The organism is Pseudomonas sp. NBRC 111133, from assembly GCF_001320605.1.
Taxonomy (GTDB): Bacteria; Pseudomonadota; Gammaproteobacteria; order Pseudomonadales; family Pseudomonadaceae; genus Aquipseudomonas; species Aquipseudomonas monteilii.
This window is the reverse complement of record NZ_BCBJ01000029.1, coordinates 1-16,565: the sequence shown is the minus strand read 5'-3', so window position 1 is coordinate 16,565 and position 16,565 is coordinate 1. Positions and strand designations below refer to the sequence as shown.

Genomic DNA, 16,565 nt, shown 5'->3' with positions numbered 1-16,565 from the left:
GCGGGCGGCGCTCGATCTATGCCCCACCGCACAAATCAGCTGTCAGATCATCAGGCGCGAACTGGCCACTGCAACCACAGCCAGCCCCAGTATAAGGTTGATCCCCACGATCCGCCGAATCCGCCCGAGTACTGCCGCACCCGTCGGCCAGTCCTCGGCTTGCACCGCCGTCTTCAGCTCGGGCAACAGCAACGCCTGAATACGCATGAACAGGGCAAACATGGCGATCCCACCGCCGATCATCACCTGCACGTACTTGGGCGCAGTCTCCAAGCCGCTGAAGCGCATGTGCAACATGCCGATACCACTTATCGCCAAGATCGCCACGGCCAGCCAGACCCAGCCGAAGAAGCGTCGGAAAACTTCCACCCACAGGCGCAGGCGCGCAGGCCCTTCAAGGGCTGCAACCGTTGCCGGGCGCAGCACTAGCCAGGCGAAGAACATGCCGCCGACCCATACCAGGGCAGCCAGAACATGCAGTGTGTAGGGCAGGGCAAAGGCAAGCATCCGGATCTCCATGCGGCATAATGGGCAATAGCGGGGTATGATAGCCGCCCCGTGTGAAACACTGAAAATATATCCAGCCCTTCGGGCGCCTGCAGACCATGATCAGCAACGAACTCAAAGCCACCATCCAGGGCGCCTATTCGCGTTTTCTCGAAGCCAAGAGCCTCAAGCCGCGCTATGGCCAGCGCCTGATGATCGCCGAAGTGGCCAAGGTGCTTGGCGACATCGCCTGCGACGATGAAGGCCGCCGTGCCGGCGAGCCTGCCGTGGTGGCAGTCGAGGCGGGCACCGGTACCGGCAAGACCGTGGCCTACAGCCTGGCAGCCATCCCGGCCGCCAAGGCCGCCGGCAAGCGCCTGGTGATCGCCACCGCGACCGTGGCCCTGCAGGAGCAGATCGTTTTCAAGGATCTGCCCGACCTGATGCGCAACAGCGGGCTCAACTTCAGCTTCGCCCTGGCCAAAGGCCGTGGCCGCTACCTGTGCCTGTCCAAGCTCGACATCCTGCTGCAGGAAGGCCATGCCCAGTCGGCCACCGCCCAGCTGTTCGAGGAAGAAGGCTTCCGCATCGAAGTCGACGAGCGCAGCCAGAAGCTGTTCAACAGCATGATCGAGAAGCTCGCTGGCAACCGCTGGGACGGTGACCGTGACAGCTGGCCCGAGGCCCTGGAAGACCAGGACTGGGCACGGCTGACCACCGACCACAGCCAGTGCACAGGCCGCCACTGCCCGAACTTCCAGCAGTGCGTGTTCTACAAGGCCCGCGAAGGCATGGGCAAGGTCGATGTGATCGTCACCAACCACGACATGGTGCTGGCCGACCTGGCCCTGGGCGGTGGCGCGGTGTTGCCCGACCCGCGCGATACCCTGTACGTCTTCGACGAAGGCCATCACCTGCCAGACAAGGCCATCGGTCATTTCGCCCATTATTCGCGCCTGCGCTCCACCGCCGACTGGCTGGAACAGACCGCCAAGAACCTGACCAAACTGTTGGCTCAGCACCCGCTGCCCGGTGACCTTGGCAAGTACATCGAGCAGGTGCCGGAGCTGGCGCGGGAAGTGCGCACCCAACAGCAGTTCATGTTCACCCTGTGCGAGCAGGTGGCAGACTTCCGCCCCAGCGAGGATACCGAAGGCCGCGAACGCCCGCGTTACCGCTTCGAGGGCGGTGTGGTGCCAGAGCAGATCCGCGAAGTGGGCATCGAACTGAAAAAGGGCTTTGCCCGTCTCAACGACCTGTTCACCCGCCTGGCCGACCTGCTCAAGGAGGGCATGGACGGCGAGGTCAATATCGGCATCGCCAGCCATCAGGCCGAAGAGTGGTATCCGCTGTTTGGCAGCCTGGTCACCCGTGCCCAAGGCAACTGGGAACTGTGGACGGCCTTTACCGCCGAGGACCCGGAAGACAGCCCGCCCATGGCTCGCTGGCTGACGCTGGCCGAGAGTGGCGCACTGTTCGACATCGAAGTTAACGCCAGCCCCATCCTCGCCGCCGAAATGCTCCGCCGTAGCCTGTGGAGTGTTGCTCACGGTGCACTGGTCACGTCGGCGACGTTGACCGCGCTGGGCAAGTTCGACCGTTTCCGCATGCGCTCGGGGTTGCCGCGCGATGCCGTCACCTGCGTGGTGCCCAGCCCGTTCGTGCATGGTGATGCCGGCCTGCTGCGGGTTCCCGACCTGCAGGCCGACCCCCGCGATGCGGCGGCGCATACGGCGGCGATCATCCGTGAACTGCCAAACATCGTCGAGGATGCCCGTGGCGCGCTGGTGCTGTTCTCGTCACGCAAGCAAATGCAGGATGTGTTCGACGGCCTGGATCGTGATTGGCGCAAGCTGGTGCTGATCCAGGGCAACCTCTCCAAGCAGGAAACCCTGAACAAGCACAAGGCGCGGGTCGATGATGGCCAGCACAGCGTGTTGTTCGGCCTGGCCAGCTTTGCCGAAGGTGTCGACCTGCCAGGTGCGTACTGCGAGCATGTGGTCATCGCCAAAATACCTTTCTCCGTGCCCGACGATCCGGTGGAAGCCGCTTTGTCGGAGTGGATCGAGGCTCGTGGTGGTAACCCGTTCATGGAAATTGCCGTGCCCGACGCCTCGTTGAAGTTGATCCAGGCCTGCGGCCGCCTGCTGCGTACCGAGCAGGATCGCGGCGTCATCACCTTGCTCGACCGGCGCCTGGTCACCCAGCGCTACGGCAAGGCTATTCTCAATGCGCTGCCGCCGTTCCGGCGGGAGATTTCCTGACCGCCGGAGCACTTGCTCCGGCGCGTTGTCCATTACTCAGTCTTGGGCCATGACGGCCCTGAAGGAGAGCCCCAGCCTTATGGTCCGCCGTACCCTGCCCGCCGTTTTCGCCCTGTTGTTCAGCTCGCCCTTGCTGGCCGGGCAACAGACGCTGTTCAGCTTCGTGCGCCCGGCCTCGGTGGTCAACGTGGCGACCGAAGATGCAGGCATGCCGCAGTACAACGCGGAGCAAACGGCCGAGGGCGAGGTGCTGCGCCGTGTGGTGTTCAACCCGGCCCCGCGACCGACCTTGCGTCTGAGCCCGCAAGGCGGGGTGTGGGACTGGTCGGCCGGGCAGTTCCTCACCTTGCGCCTGCAAAGTGCCATGGACTGGGCACTGACTGTTGATGTTACGGTGCAAGGCAGCGATGGCCGCACCTTGACCAGCCGCATCGACCTGCCGGCCGGCCCTGCGCAAACGGTGATGGTGCCACTGACGGCCAGCTCGCCGTTGAGCCAGGGCATGCGCGCCGGCCCTCCCATGCCCTGGAACCATGGCGGCCAGCGGCTGCTACTGACCAGCAGCGCTGGCGCGGTTGACCTCAAGCAGGTGACCTCGGTCAGCCTGAGCATCTCCAACCCCAAGGTGGCGCAGAACCTGCTGATCGAACGGGTGGGCATCCAGGATGACGACCAGGCCTACCAGGCGGCTTACCACGAGTTGATCGATGCCTACGGCCAGTCCACCCGCGCCAGCTGGCCAGAGAAGGTCGCCAATGACGATCAACTCAAGGCGGCCGATAAGCGCGAGCAGCAACAGCTCAAGGGCTGGCTGGCTGAGCGTGACAAGCAGCAACTGGACAGCTACGGCGGGCTTGTTGCCGGGCCGGCGTTCGAGGCCAAAGGGTTTTTCCGTACCGAAAAGCGTGATGGCCGCTGGTACCTGGTAACGCCCGAGGGGCACCCGTTCTACTCCCTGGGGGTAAATGCGATAGCTGCAGACGGCGGGCGTACTTACGTCGCCGGCCGTGAAGGCATGTTCAAGGCATTGCCGGGTGAGGGCGAGGCATTGGCGGCATTCTATGGCGAAGGCAACAACGACGATGGCAATGCCTCGTCGCAAGGGCGCAATTTCAAGCAAGGGCGCTGGTTCGACTTCTATGCTGCCAACCTGCAGCGTACCTACGGTAAACCCTGCCCACAGGCCCTGGAAGGGCAGCCAGCCAACTGCCCGCCGCTGGTACTGGATGCTGCCCGCTGGCAGGCGCATGCGCTCGACCGATTGCAGGCCTGGGGGTTCAACACGATCGGCAACTGGAGCGAGCCTGCCCTGGGCCAGGCCAAGCGGATGCCCTACACCTTGCCGCTGTCGATCGTGGGAGACTACGCCAGCATCAGCACCGGCATGGACTGGTGGGGCAGTATGCCCGACCCGTTCGACCCACGTTTTGCCATGGCTACAGAGCGCGCCGTGGCCATTGCCGCCCGCGATCACCGCGACGACCCTTGGCTGATCGGCTACTTTGCCGACAACGAGTTGGCGTGGGCTGCCCCCGGTAACGACCCCAAAGCCCGCTATGGCCTGGCCTATGGCACCTTGCGCCTGACCACCGACGTACCGGCCAAACGCGCCTTCCTCAAGCAGTTGCGCGACAAGTACCGTAACCAGGAGGGGCTGTCCAAGGCCTGGGGCATCGAACTGACCGCCTGGGAGCTGATGGAAGACCCGGGCTTCGAGGCACCGCTACCCAACCCGCAATACCCGGAAATCGAGCGCGACTACCAGCACTTCCAGCAGGTGTTCGCCGAGACTTACTTCAAGACCATTGCCGACTCGTTGAAATGGCATGCCCCCAATCACCTGCTGCTGGGTGGCCGCTATGCGGTCAGCACGCCGGAGGCGGTCAAGGCCTGTGCCGAATTCTGCGATGTGCTCAGCTTCAACTTCTATACCCTCAAGCCGCAGGACGGCTACGACTTCGCCCGCCTGGCCGAGCTCGACAAGCCGGTGCTGGTGTCCGAGTTCCAGTTCGGTTCGCGCGATCGCGGGCCGTTCTGGCCAGGGCCGCTGGAGGTGGCGCGGGAAGAGGACCGTGGCCCGGCCTATGGCAACTTCCTCAAGGCGGCCCTGGCGCAGCCGATGATCGTGGGTGTCCACTGGTTCCAGTACCTCGATCAGCCAGCTAGCGGCCGCCTGCTCGACGGCGAGAATGGGCACCTGGGATTGGTCGCGATTACGGATATGCCCTACCCAGGGTTTGTCGACGCTGTGCGCAAGAGCAACCTGCAGGCCGTGAGCCAACTGCGTACCCAGCTGGAAAAGCCGGCGCCTTGAGTGCAGGTTACCGTTCGTCGCGACCATTTGGCCCAAGCCAGTTTGCAAAACACCCAACTACTGAAACAATGCACACCTTTTTTGAACATGGTCGTACGGGGTACAGCGGGTGCAGATCCAGGGTCACTATGAGCTGAAGTTCGAAGCCGTGCGCGAAGCCTTTGCCGCGCTGTTCGATGATCCCCAGGAGCGTGGCGCCGCGCTGTGCATCCAGGTGGGTGGTGAAACCGTCATCGACCTATGGGCCGGCAGCGCCGACAAGGACGGGCAACAGGCTTGGCACAGCGACACCATCGCCAACCTGTTTTCCTGTACCAAGACCTTCACCGCCGTCACTGCCCTGCAACTGGTGGGCGAGGGCAAGTTGGCCCTCGATGCGCCAGTGGCCAACTACTGGCCCGAGTTTGCCCAAGCGGGTAAACAGTCGATCACCCTGCGCCAACTGCTTAGCCACCGTGCCGGCCTGCCTGCCATCCGTGAACTGCTGCCAGCCGAAGCCCTGTATGACTGGCAGACCATGGTGGATGCCCTGGCCGCCGAGACACCTTGGTGGGCTCCAGGTACGGAACACGGCTATGCCGCCATCACCTACGGCTGGCTGATCGGCGAACTGATCCGTCGTGCCGATGGCCGTGGTCCTGGCGACTCGATCGTGGCCCGCACCGCCCGCCCGCTTGGGCTGGACTTCCATGTTGGCCTGGCAGATGAAGCGTTCCACCGCGTGGCGCATATCGCCCGTGGCAAGGGCAACCCCGGGGATGCCGCCGCGCAGCGCCTGTTGCAGGTGACCATGCGTGAGCCCGAGGCGTTGTCGACCCGCGCCTTCACCAACCCGCCAGCCATCCTGACCAGCACCAACAAGCCGGAATGGCGGCGCATGCAGCAGCCGGCGGCCAATGGCCATGGCAATGCACGCAGCCTGGCGGGTTTCTATGCCGGGCTGCTGGACGGCAGCCTGCTCGAGTCCGAACTGCTCGATGAACTGACCCGTGAACACAGCCTGGGCCAGGACCGTACCTTGCTCACCCAGACCCGTTTCGGCCTCGGCTGTATGCTCGACCAGCCCGATGTGGCCAATGCCACCTTCGGCCTCGGCGCACGTGCCTTTGGCCACCCCGGTGCCGGTGGCTCGGTCGGTTTTGCCGACCCGGAGCACGATGTGGCGTTCGGCTTCGTGGTCAATACCCTCGGCCCTTATGTGCTGATGGACCCACGAGCCCAGAAGCTGGTGCGTGTCCTTGCCAGTTGCCTTTGATCGGGTAATGCGGGTATTGCCCCAGCCCTTTGACTATCCTCAATGCCAACGCCCTTTGTGTTTGGGCAAAATTTCTTTTAATTTCATGGTGTATCGCTGATGTCTTCACATAAAACCTTAGCACTCGCCCTGTGCCTGACCGCCGTTACCGGCTGTGCCAGCCACTCCCCGGAAGGCTCCAAGGCAGGTGGCTCCAGCTGGTGGCCTTTCGGTTCGGACAAGGTCTCCGAGCAGGAAGTGAAGGCAGCCGTCACTGAGAACGTGGCCAAAGCCGATGCCAAGTCTGAAAGCGCCAGCCGCTGGTGGTGGCCGTTCGGTGGTGATGACAAGCAAGCCAAAGGGCCTGTGGTGCCGAAGATCGACCAGAAGGCCACTCAGGCCTGGCTGGACGAGTACGAGCCCAAGCTGCGCGAAGCCATCAAGGACAGCAAGCTGGAGCTGGAGCGTCGCGACAATGTGTTGGCGGTAACTCTGCCGGTAGACAGCTCGTACAACCCTGACCGCCCGAACATGCTGCTGCCCATGACACTCGGCCCGATCACCCGAGTGGCCAAGGCCGTCGAGGGTGACCCGAAAACTGCCGTGCTGGTGCTCGGCCACGCCGACAGCAGCGGTGTTGCAGCTGCCAACCAGAAGCTCAGCTTGGAGCGCGCCGCGTCGGTATCGGCCATTTTCCGCCTCAGCGGCCTGCAGCGTGACCGCCTGACCCTCAAGGGCATGGGCTCGGTGATGCCACGTGCCGCCAACGACAGCGCCGAAGGCCGTTCCCTGAACCGCCGCGTTGAGATGTTGCTGACCCCGCAGAACACCATGGTCGCACTGCTGGCCAAATATCAGCAGGCCGGCCCGGCACCTGCGCCGGCTTCGATGGTTGCGGTTCAGGATGCCAAGGCACCGGCTGCCAAGGCCGCCGACAGCAAGCCAGCCGCGAAGAAGCCAGTGGCGAAAAATACAGCAGCCAAGGCCAAGGCTCCAGCCAAGACCACCGCTAAGAAAAAAGCCGCGCCGGCCAAGCCAGCCGCCAAGAAAGCTACCACTGACAAGAAAGTAGCTGCCAACAGCCCTGCGAAGACCAACTGATCGTCAAGGAACGCAGCAATGACCCAATCCCTGGCCGATATGCGCCGCGACTATACCCGTGATGGCCTGGCCGAAGCCCAGGCTCCGGGGGAGCCGTTCGCCCTGTTTCACCAGTGGTTTGCCGATGCGGTGAAAACCGAGCAGGTACCGGTGGAAGCCAACGCCATGACCCTGGCCACTGTCGACGGCGAAGGCCGCCCGCATTGCCGTGTGCTGCTGCTGAAGGGGCTCGACACGCGTGGCTTTACCTTCTTCACCAACTACGACAGCGCCAAGGGCCAGCAGCTGCAAGCCAACCCCTTTGCAGCCATGACCTTCTTCTGGCCGGCGCTGGAGCGCCAGGTGCGCATTGAGGGGCGGGTGGAAAAGGTCACGGCCAAGGAGTCGGACGACTACTACCAGGTGCGCCCGCTGGGCAGCCGCCTGGGGGCCTGGGCTTCGCCGCAGAGCCGGGTGATTGCCGGGCGTGAAGAACTGGAGGGGCTGGTCAAGGCAACTGAGGCGCGCTTCTCGGACACCCAGCCACATTGCCCTGAGCATTGGGGGGGGTACCGTTTGCTGCCTGAGCGCATCGAGTTCTGGCAGGGCCGGGCGAGCCGCCTGCATGACCGGCTGAACTATCGGCTGGTCGATGGGCAATGGCAGCGCGAGCGTCTGGCACCCTGAAAACGTTGGGGCCGCAAAGCGGCCCCAATACTTGACCGGAGGCTACCCCACATACCCCGCAGCCTCCCGCTCCAACCATCCTGGCAACTGTTTGCGCCCCACCTTTTCCAGCCGTGCTTGCTCCAGCCGCTGCAGCATATACGCGCGCTTCCCCGCATCCGCCCCCGCCAATGACAACGCCAGGTCACGGTCCATCCAGCGGCGCATGCGCACATACAACCACCCGTGAAAATACAGCCCTGCAACGGTGGTGACCACGACGATGAAGTAATCCATGGCTATCCTTGGTCTCACTTGAAAGGCCTTCGACACAGCCCGGCGGCTGTACCCTGGCTGAATGAAAACAATTTTATTACGTTTGTACCGTGACAGCCGTCAATGTGCAGCGTCTAATGAGCACCTGACTTATGGAGACTTTACCTATGCGTAAATCCGCTTTGCTGATGGCGACTTTTACCACCCTGTCGCTGCTGCTGGGGGGCTGTGCCTCAAGCCTGACCGGTGATAGCTACTCCCGTGACGAAGCCCGCCGCGTGCAAACCGTGCGCATGGGCACCATCGAATCCCTGCGCCCGGTCAAGATCGAGGGTACCAAGACCCCGATCGGTGGTGGCGCTGGCGCCATCGTGGGTGGCGTTGCCGGTAGTGCCGTAGGCGGTGGTCGTGGCAGTATCGTGGCAGCTGTTATCGGTGCTGTTGCCGGCGGCCTGGCCGGGTCCGCTGCCGAGGAAGGCCTGACGCGCACCCAAGGCGTCGAGATCACCGTACGTGAGGACGATGGCAGCATGCGCGCCTACGTTCAGGCCGTGCAGGAGAACGAAATCTTCCGCGTGGGCGACCGTGTACGCATCATGACCGTTGACGGTACCAGCCGCGTTTCGCACTGACCGTAGCGCAGTAAAACAAAACCCCGACCTGGCGCATGCCAGTCGGGGTTTTTTGATGCTTGCAGTTGGCCTCTTCGCGGGCTTGCCCGCGAAGAGGCTCTCACAGGCCATTCAGATTCAAAGGCCGAGCATATCCCGTGCCACTGCCTCGGCAATGCGAATGCCATCGACACCCGCCGACAGGATCCCGCCCGCGTAGCCGGCCCCTTCACCTGCCGGGAACAGGCCTTTCAGGTTCAGGCTCTGGTAATCCTCACCCCGGGTAATCCGCAATGGCGACGAGGTACGTGTCTCGATCCCGGTCAACACCGCGTCATGCAGGTTGTAACCCTTGATCTGCCGGTCGAATGCCGGCAATGCCTCACGGATTGCCTCGATGGCGAAGTCCGGCAGGCTCGGCGCAAGGTCGCCCAGGGTCACGCCCGGCTTGTAGGATGGCTCGACACTGCCCAGCGCGGTCGAGGGCCGACCCGCTACAAAGTCGCCTACCAATTGCGCAGGCGCCTGGTAGTTGCTGCCCCCCATCACATAAGCATGGGCTTCCAGGCGCTCTTGCAGCTCGATACCGGCCAGCGGGCCACCCGGGTAGTCTCGCTCCGGGTCGATGCCGACGACGATGCCGGAGTTGGCGTTGCGTTCGTTCCGCGAGTACTGGCTCATGCCGTTGGTCACCACCCGGCCCGGCTCGCTGGTAGCCGCAACCACGGTGCCGCCCGGGCACATGCAGAAGCTGTACACCGAACGGCCGTTCTTGGCGTGGTACACCAGCTTGTAGTCGGCCGCGCCCAGTTTCGGGTGGCCGGCGTACTTGCCCAGGCGCGCCTTGTCGATCAGCGTTTGCGGGTGTTCGATACGGAAACCGACCGAGAATGGCTTGGCTTCCATGTACACGCCTTTGGCGTGCAGCATGCGGAAGGTGTCGCGGGCGCTGTGGCCCAGCGCCAGGACCACATGGCGCGAATGCAGCTGCTCGCCGCTCTCCAGCACCACGCCGGTCAGCTGGCCGTCTTCGACCAACAGGTCGGTCACCTTCTGCTGGAAGCGTACTTCGGCACCTAGGGCGATCATGTCCTGACGCATCTGCTCGACCATGCCGGTGAGGCGGAAGGTACCGATGTGTGGTTTGTTGATGTACAGGATCTCGTCGGGCGCACCGGCCTTGACGAACTCTTCCAGCACTTTGCGGCCGTGGTGCTGCGGGTCCTTGATCTGGCTGTACAGCTTGCCGTCAGAGAAGGTGCCGGCGCCGCCTTCGCCGAACTGCACATTGGACTCGGGGTTGAGTACGCTTTTGCGCCACAAGCCCCAGGTGTCCTTGGTGCGCTGGCGTACTTCCTTGCCACGTTCAAGGATGATCGGCTTGAAGCCCATCTGTGCCAGCAGCAGGCCGGCGAAGATGCCGCAGGGGCCGAAACCGACCACGATCGGGCGCTCCTGCAGGCCTGCCGGGGCCTGGCCGACGAACTTGTAGGTGACGTCCGGCGCCGGGCCGATGTTGCGATCGTCGGCGAACTTGCTGAGCAATTCGGCTTCGTTGCTGGCTTCCAGGTCGATGGTGTAGATGAACAGCAGTTCGCTGTTCTTCTTGCGCGCATCGTAGCTGCGCTTGAACAGGTTGAAGCTGAGCAGTTGCTCGTCGCGGATGCCCAGGCGCTGGACGATGGCTTCACGCAGGGCTTCGTCGGGATGGTCCAGGGGCAGCTTCAGTTCGGTGATTCGTAGCATGGCAGGGTCCAGTATCCCGGCCATGGGCGGCCGGCGGCTTTACACAAACCGCCAAGTATAAGCTGTTCGCCGCCCTGACTGGCAGGATAAAAGCGCCCGGCGATCAGTTGTCGCGTGCGCCGCCGTAGTAACCGCAGCCCTGCAGGGTCTTGCCGTCGATGCGCAACTCGGCACGCAGGTGGTGGATGGCACCGGTGGCGTTGTCTACACAGCGCTGCGGTGCGACCCACAGTTCCACATGCTGGTTGTTGGCTTCGCTGGTCAGGGTCAGGCCGCCGCCGGGTACTTCTTCTTCCAGGAAGGGTAGGGGCAGGGGCTCCTGGCCGACGCGGTTGAGCACCATGCCCTTGCCACTGGCCTTGATGTCCCACTCCGGTTCGTGGCCATTGGCGCGCAGGGTCAGCTGCTTGAAGTTGGGGTCGTCACAAGCGCGGGTTGAAGGTTCCAGGCGGTACAGGCGGCGCACTTCCAGCTGGCCATCATTGTTGGCCTGCTTGCTCCCGGTAAGGCGCCCGCGCACGTCGGCGAACAGCTTGTCGTTGGCGTCCTTGGCGAGGTTGGCGGCCTCTTGCAGGATGCCAGTCGCACCGACATCGTTGATCACGAAGGTGCGGTTTTCGCTGCATGGCTTGAACAGCAACTGGCCACCGGCGGCACGCAGTTCGCCCTGCATGCGCGTGGTGCCGATGTTCGGGTCGCTTGGCGGGCTAGCCATCAGTTGGCAGCCTGCGAACAGGGGCAGCAGGGCGGTGAGCAGCAGGGTGGGGGTGAGGCGCATGGGGCGGGCTCCGGCGATCTTTTTCAAAGAGCTGGTCACGTTACGCAGGCTGGCGACGGATCTCAAGTTAATGGTTACCAGTGCGGGCCTCTTCGCGGGCAAGCCCGCTCCCACAGGTTCTGCATAGTATTCAGAGCCTGTGCAGTACCTGTGGGAGCGGGCTTGCCCGCGAAGAGGCCCGCACTGGCGATACATTTCTGGCAGGCAGAGAAAAGGGCCCGAAGGCCCTTGTCCATCAACCGCCGAGGTACGCGTCGCGCACCTTCGGGTCAGTCAACAATGCTTCACCCGTGCCCTGCATCACCACCCGGCCGTTTTCCAGCACATACGCCCGGTCAGCAATCTTCAGCGCCTGGTTGGCATTCTGCTCCACCAGGAACACCGTCACGCCATCACGGCGCAGCTGTTCAATGATGTCGAAGATCTGCTGGATGATGATCGGTGCCAGGCCCAGCGACGGCTCGTCGAGCAGCAGCAGCTTGGGCTTGCTCATCAGTGCCCGGCCAATGGCGAGCATCTGCTGTTCACCACCGGACATGGTGCCGCCACGCTGGATGTAGCGTTCCTTCAGGCGCGGGAACAGCTGCAGCACCTTGTCCAGCTGCTCCTGGTAGTCGCCCTTGTCGGTGAAGAAACCTCCCATCGCCAGGTTTTCTTCGACGGTCAGGCGGGCGAACACGCGGCGGCCTTCCGGCACGACGGCAATGCTCTTGCGCATGATGTGCGAGGACGGCTGGCCGACCAGTTCTTCGCCCAGGTACTTGATGCTGCCACTGTGCGCCTGCGGCGAGCCGCACAGAGTCATCAGCAAGGTCGACTTGCCAGCGCCGTTGGCGCCGATCAGGGTGACGATCTCGCCCTGGTTGATCTCCACGTTGACGCTGTGCAACGCCTGGATCTTGCCGTAGAAGGTGGAAACGTTTTCGAACTTCAGCATTTACGCTTCCCCCAGGTAGGCTTTGATCACATCAGGGTTGTCGCGGATCTCTTCCGGCGTGCCGTGGGCCAGGGGGGTGCCCTGGTTGATCACCACGATGTGGTCGGAGATGCTCATCACCAGCTTCATGTCGTGCTCGATCAGCAGCACGGTGACGTTGTGCGACTCACGCAGGTAGGCGATCAGTGCCTTGAGGTCTTCGGTTTCTTTCGGGTTCAGGCCCGCAGCCGGCTCGTCGAGCATGATGATGCGCGGCTGGGTCATCATGCAGCGGGCGATTTCCAGGCGGCGCTGCTGGCCGTAGGCGAGGGTGCCCGCAGTACGGTTGGCAAACTCGGTCAGGTTGACCTTCTCCAGCCAGTACTGCGCGCGCTCCATGGCCTCTTTCTCGCTGCGGCGGAAGCTCGGGGTCTTGAACAGGCCGGCGAAGAAGTTGGTATTGAGGTGACGGTGCTGGGCGATCAGCAGGTTTTCCAGCGCAGTCATTTCCTTGAACAGGCGCACGTTCTGGAAGGTCCGCACCACGCCCTTGCGGGCGATCTGGTGGCCGGCCAAGCCCTGGATCGGCTGGCCATCGAGCAGGATGGTGCCACCGCTGGGCTTGTAGAAGCCGGTCAGGCAGTTGAACACGGTGGTCTTGCCGGCGCCGTTCGGGCCGATCAACGCCACCACCTGTTTTTCCTTGACGGTCAGGCCTACGCCGTTCACCGCCAACAAGCCGCCGAAGCGCATGCTCAGGCCGCTGACTTGCAGAATTTCGCGGCTCATCGACGCAGCTCCATGTGTGGACGTTGCATAGGCAGCAGGCCTTGCGGACGCCAGATCATCATCAACACCATCAGCGCACCGAACATCAGCATCCGGTATTCGCTGAACTCACGCATCAGCTCGGGCAGCAGGATCATCACGATGGCCGCGAGGATCACGCCCAGTTGTGAGCCCATGCCGCCGAGCACGACGATGGCGAGGATGATCGCCGACTCGATGAAGGTGAACGACTCCGGCGTCACCAGGCCTTGGCGCGCCGCGAAGAAGCTGCCGGCGAAACCGGCGAAGCAGGCACCCAGGGTGAATGCCGAGAGCTTGATCACGGTCGGGTTCAGACCCAGCGCACGGCAGGCAATCTCGTCTTCACGCAGGGCTTCCCAGGCGCGGCCGATCGGCATGCGCAGCAGGCGATTGATGACGAACAGCGCCAGCAGGGCCAGCAACAGCGCCACCAGGTACAGGAAGATCACCTTGTTGATCGAGTTGTATTCCAGCCCGAAGAACTCGTGGAAGGTCTGCATGCCCTCGGCGGCGCGGCGTTCGAAGGTGAGGCCGAAGAACTCCGGCTTGGGGATGTTGCTGATGCCGTTGGGGCCGCCGGTCCAGTCGGTGAGGTTACGCAGGAACAGGCGGATGATCTCACCAAAGCCGAGGGTCACGATCGCCAGGTAGTCACCACGCAGGCGCAGCACCGGGAAGCCAAGCAGGAAGCCGAAGGTGGCGGCCATCAGGCCGGCGATCGGCAGGCACACCCAGAAGCTCCAGCCCAGATAATGCGAGAGCATGGCGTAGCTGTAGGCGCCGACGGCGTAGAAGCCCACGTAACCCAGGTCGAGCAGGCCCGCCAGGCCGACCACGATGTTCAGGCCCAGGCCCAGCAACACGTAGATCAGGATCAGTGTGGCAATGTCGACCGCACCGCGCGAGCCGAAGAACGGCCATACCAGTGCTGCAACGATCAAACCGATGATCACATAGCGCTGGGTCTTGGGCAGGGTGAGGTAGTTGCTGACGGCCGGCGGGATCAGTTTGCGATCCGAACGGCTGCCCATCACCACACTCCACTGCTTGTCGAACAGCACGCGCAGGAACATCAGTACCGAACACACGGCAATGATGCTGATGGTGAACGAGCCCTGGCTGTGCACGACCAGGCTGATGCCGTCGATGCTCAGTTTCAGGCCCAGTACCGGGAAGGCCACGGCCCATACCAGCAAGGCGCTGAAGAACGCCTGTTTGAGATTTCTGTTCATACTTTTTCAACCTCCGGGCGGCCCAGGATGCCGGTCGGCCGGAATAGCAGGACAAGAACCAACAAGCCGAATGCCACCACGTCCTTGTACTGGTCGCCGAAGATGTCGGCGCCGAACGCTTCGGCCACACCCAGCACCAGCCCGCCGAGCATGGCGCCCGGGATGCTGCCGATGCCACCCAGTACCGCCGCAGTGAAGGCTTTCAGGCCCACCAAGAAACCGGCGTTGGGGTTGATCACCCCGTACTGCATGCTCAGCAGCACGGCCGCCACGGCGGCCAGGGCGGCACCGATGACGAAGGTGAGGGCGATGATGTTGTTGGTGTTGATGCCCAGCAGGTTGGCCATCTTGATGTCCTCGGCGCAGGCGCGGCAGGCGCGGCCCAGGCGGGAACGGGAGATGAACAGGGTAAGCAGGGTCATGGCCACCAGGGTGACCACGAACACCAGGACCTGCATGTAGCTGATCAGTACTTCTTCAGCACCACCTGGCCCGAAGGAGAAACTGCCGGGGATCAGGTTGGGGATGGACTTGTCCTTGGAGTCTTGCGACAGCAAGACGGTGTTCTGCAGGAAGATCGACATGCCGATGGCGGAAATCAGCGGGATCAAACGGTTGCTGTTGCGCAGGGGGCGGTAGGCAACGCGCTCGATACTGTAGCCATAGGCACTGGTGACGAAGATCGTCGCGACGAAGGCGACGGTCATCAGGATAGGCAGCGAATGGATACCCATCATGGCCAGGCCCGCCAAGGCGATGAAGGCCACATAGGAACCGATCATGTACACCTCGCCGTGGGCGAAGTTGATCATGCCAATGATGCCGTACACCATCGTGTAGCCGATGGCGATCAAGGCATAGGTGCTGCCGATGGTCAATCCATTAACCAGTTGTTGGAAGAAATGGTAGATCTCAGGCATTACAGCGCTCCTAAAAACCTGATTTGCATTTCGCTGGCGGGGGTAGGCCAGGAAACCGCGGGTGACGGTTTTAAGATTTTCAGGTGAGCCTGCCCCCGGATCGCGGGGATCGGGCCCATGAACCTCGTAAAACAAAGCCCACTGCTCGCACAGTGGGCTTATTCGGTCAGCTATTAGTCACGCAGTTACTGAGGGGAGACTTCGGTCTTCGGCTTGCCGAAGTGCCATTCGTAGACGACGAACTTGAAGTCTTTCAGGTCGCCCTTCTCGTCGTACGACAGGGTGCCGGTCGGGGTCTTGAAGGAGCCGGCGTGGATGGCGGCGGCCACCTTGTCGGTGTCTTCGGACTTGGCGGCCTTGATGCCCTGGGCGATCAGCTCGACAGCCGAGTAGGCAGGGAACACGAACGGGCCGCTTGGGTCCTTGCCGTCAGCCTTGATGGCGTCGACGATCTTCTTGTTCTCCGGGTCGGCATCGAACGACTTCGGCAGGGTCACCAGCAGGCCTTCGGAGGCGTTCTGGGCGATCTGCGAGATCGAGTCATTACCCACGCCCTCTGGGCCCATGAACTTGGCTTTCAGGCCCTTTTCCTGCGCCTGGCGCAGGATCAGGCCCAGCTCTGGGTGGTAGCCGCCGTAGTAGACGAAGTCGACGTTGTTCTGCTTGAGCTTCTGGATGATCGAGGAGAAGTCCTTGTCACCGGCGTTCAGACCTTCGAACACGGCAACCTTGGTGCCCTTGCTTTCGAGGGTTTGCTTGACCGCGGTGGCGATACCTTCACCGTACTGCTGCTTGTCGTGCAGTACTGCAACCACTTTCGGTTTGACGTGGTCGGCAATGTAGTTGCCGGCGGCCGGGCCCTGGGCGCTGTCCAAGCCGATGGTGCGGAAGATCAGCTTGTAGCCACGGGCGGTGATTTCCGGCGAGGTGGCGGCCGGGGTGATCATGATCACGCCTTCGTCTTCATAGATGTCGGACGCTGGCTGGGTGGAGCTGGAGCACAGGTGGCCGATGACGAACTTGACGCCGTCGTTGACCACTTTGTTGGCGACTGCCACGGCCTGTTTAGGGTCGCAAGCGTCGTCGTATTCCTTGGCTTCGAGCATCTTGCCATCGACGCCGCCCGCGGCGTTGATATCCTTGATGGCTTGCTTGGCGCCGATGAACTGCATGTCGCCGTACTGGGTCACAGGGCCGGTTTTAGGGCCTGCAATCCCGATCTTGATGGTATC

15 protein-coding genes are annotated in these 16,565 nt (G+C 62.9%); 6 read left to right on the top strand and 9 right to left on the bottom strand.

Features of this window, described 5'->3' with window-relative positions; translation table 11 throughout:
- Positions 1-42: 42 nt before the first annotated feature.
- Positions 43-507 (bottom strand): CopD family protein, encoded by a 465-nt coding sequence (locus tag APH36_RS05795; protein WP_060497851.1) that lies wholly within the window; start codon positions 505-507, stop codon positions 43-45.
- A 98-nt stretch (positions 508-605) separates the two neighbouring features.
- Here APH36_RS05795 and dinG point away from each other — a divergent pair, with 98 nt between their 5' ends.
- The 5 genes from dinG to pdxH all read left to right on the top strand — a co-directional run bounded on the left by dinG (position 606) and on the right by pdxH (position 8,065).
- On the top strand, positions 606-2,750 hold the full coding sequence (dinG, locus tag APH36_RS05790; protein ID WP_019096578.1) for an ATP-dependent DNA helicase DinG: 2,145 nt from the start codon (positions 606-608) through the stop codon (positions 2,748-2,750).
- Positions 2,751-2,829: 79 nt separating this feature from the next.
- Positions 2,830-5,064: a beta-galactosidase gene (locus APH36_RS05785; RefSeq protein WP_060497850.1), complete on the top strand. Its 2,235-nt coding sequence runs from the start codon at positions 2,830-2,832 to the stop codon at positions 5,062-5,064.
- Between the two features lie 109 nt (positions 5,065-5,173).
- Positions 5,174-6,319 carry a serine hydrolase domain-containing protein gene (locus APH36_RS05780; protein WP_060497849.1) on the top strand — a complete coding sequence of 382 codons (1,146 nt, stop codon included), beginning with the start codon at positions 5,174-5,176 and terminating at the stop codon, positions 6,317-6,319.
- 99 nt (positions 6,320-6,418) lie between these two features.
- Positions 6,419-7,399, top strand: coding sequence for an OmpA family protein (locus tag APH36_RS05775; protein ID WP_060497848.1), 981 nt, complete (start codon positions 6,419-6,421; stop codon positions 7,397-7,399).
- Positions 7,400-7,417: 18 nt separating this feature from the next.
- Complete coding sequence (gene pdxH, locus APH36_RS05770; protein WP_016713790.1) at positions 7,418-8,065, top strand: pyridoxamine 5'-phosphate oxidase; 648 nt, start codon at positions 7,418-7,420, stop codon at positions 8,063-8,065.
- Between the two features lie 42 nt (positions 8,066-8,107).
- On the opposite strand, the gene APH36_RS05765 is transcribed toward pdxH, so the two are convergent.
- Positions 8,108-8,341 carry a hypothetical protein gene (locus APH36_RS05765; RefSeq protein ID WP_060497847.1) on the bottom strand — a complete coding sequence of 78 codons (234 nt, stop codon included), beginning with the start codon at positions 8,339-8,341 and terminating at the stop codon, positions 8,108-8,110.
- Between the two features lie 146 nt (positions 8,342-8,487).
- Between APH36_RS05765 and APH36_RS05760 the strand changes: the two genes are divergently transcribed.
- Positions 8,488-8,952 carry a glycine zipper 2TM domain-containing protein gene (locus tag APH36_RS05760; RefSeq protein WP_060497846.1) on the top strand — a complete coding sequence of 155 codons (465 nt, stop codon included), beginning with the start codon at positions 8,488-8,490 and terminating at the stop codon, positions 8,950-8,952.
- 117 nt (positions 8,953-9,069) lie between these two features.
- Here the strand turns inward: APH36_RS05760 and APH36_RS05755 are convergent, their stop codons facing one another.
- From APH36_RS05755 to APH36_RS05725, 7 genes are all read right to left on the bottom strand, one after another.
- A complete protein-coding gene (locus APH36_RS05755) occupies positions 9,070-10,677 on the bottom strand; it encodes an NAD(P)/FAD-dependent oxidoreductase (RefSeq protein WP_016713793.1) in 1,608 nt (535 codons plus the stop codon).
- A gap of 103 nt (positions 10,678-10,780) precedes the next feature.
- Complete coding sequence (locus APH36_RS05750) at positions 10,781-11,455, bottom strand: COG3650 family protein (RefSeq protein WP_028698538.1); 675 nt, start codon at positions 11,453-11,455, stop codon at positions 10,781-10,783.
- Positions 11,456-11,690: 235 nt separating this feature from the next.
- Positions 11,691-12,392 carry an ABC transporter ATP-binding protein gene (locus tag APH36_RS05745; RefSeq protein WP_003254879.1) on the bottom strand — a complete coding sequence of 234 codons (702 nt, stop codon included), beginning with the start codon at positions 12,390-12,392 and terminating at the stop codon, positions 11,691-11,693.
- Positions 12,393-13,160: a high-affinity branched-chain amino acid ABC transporter ATP-binding protein LivG gene (livG, locus tag APH36_RS05740; protein WP_013973920.1), complete on the bottom strand. Its 768-nt coding sequence runs from the start codon at positions 13,158-13,160 to the stop codon at positions 12,393-12,395.
- Positions 13,157-14,413: a high-affinity branched-chain amino acid ABC transporter permease LivM gene (locus APH36_RS05735; protein WP_060497845.1), complete on the bottom strand. Its 1,257-nt coding sequence runs from the start codon at positions 14,411-14,413 to the stop codon at positions 13,157-13,159. The genes livG and APH36_RS05735 overlap by 4 nt, the downstream gene beginning before the upstream one ends.
- On the bottom strand, positions 14,410-15,333 hold the full coding sequence (livH, locus tag APH36_RS05730; protein WP_003254876.1) for a high-affinity branched-chain amino acid ABC transporter permease LivH: 924 nt from the start codon (positions 15,331-15,333) through the stop codon (positions 14,410-14,412). The genes APH36_RS05735 and livH overlap by 4 nt, the downstream gene beginning before the upstream one ends.
- Positions 15,334-15,518: 185 nt before the next feature.
- Positions 15,519-16,565, bottom strand: a 1,047-nt coding sequence (locus APH36_RS05725; protein ID WP_060497844.1) for a branched-chain amino acid ABC transporter substrate-binding protein, incomplete at its 5' end; no start/stop codon positions are given.

Coding starts and splice junctions, on each gene's coding strand:
- APH36_RS05795 (WP_060497851.1), bottom strand. CDS start 507: ATGCTTGCCTTTGCCCTGCCCTACACACTGCATGTTCTGGCTGCCCTG.
- dinG (WP_019096578.1), top strand. CDS start 606: ATGATCAGCAACGAACTCAAAGCCACCATCCAGGGCGCCTATTCGCGT.
- APH36_RS05785 (WP_060497850.1), top strand. CDS start 2,830: ATGGTCCGCCGTACCCTGCCCGCCGTTTTCGCCCTGTTGTTCAGCTCG.
- APH36_RS05775 (WP_060497848.1), top strand. CDS start 6,419: ATGTCTTCACATAAAACCTTAGCACTCGCCCTGTGCCTGACCGCCGTT.
- pdxH (WP_016713790.1), top strand. CDS start 7,418: ATGACCCAATCCCTGGCCGATATGCGCCGCGACTATACCCGTGATGGC.
- APH36_RS05765 (WP_060497847.1), bottom strand. CDS start 8,341: ATGGATTACTTCATCGTCGTGGTCACCACCGTTGCAGGGCTGTATTTT.
- APH36_RS05760 (WP_060497846.1), top strand. CDS start 8,488: ATGCGTAAATCCGCTTTGCTGATGGCGACTTTTACCACCCTGTCGCTG.
- APH36_RS05755 (WP_016713793.1), bottom strand. CDS start 10,677: ATGCTACGAATCACCGAACTGAAGCTGCCCCTGGACCATCCCGACGAA.
- APH36_RS05750 (WP_028698538.1), bottom strand. CDS start 11,455: ATGCGCCTCACCCCCACCCTGCTGCTCACCGCCCTGCTGCCCCTGTTC.
- APH36_RS05745 (WP_003254879.1), bottom strand. CDS start 12,392: ATGCTGAAGTTCGAAAACGTTTCCACCTTCTACGGCAAGATCCAGGCG.
- livG (WP_013973920.1), bottom strand. CDS start 13,160: ATGAGCCGCGAAATTCTGCAAGTCAGCGGCCTGAGCATGCGCTTCGGC.
- APH36_RS05735 (WP_060497845.1), bottom strand. CDS start 14,413: ATGAACAGAAATCTCAAACAGGCGTTCTTCAGCGCCTTGCTGGTATGG.
- livH (WP_003254876.1), bottom strand. CDS start 15,333: ATGCCTGAGATCTACCATTTCTTCCAACAACTGGTTAATGGATTGACC.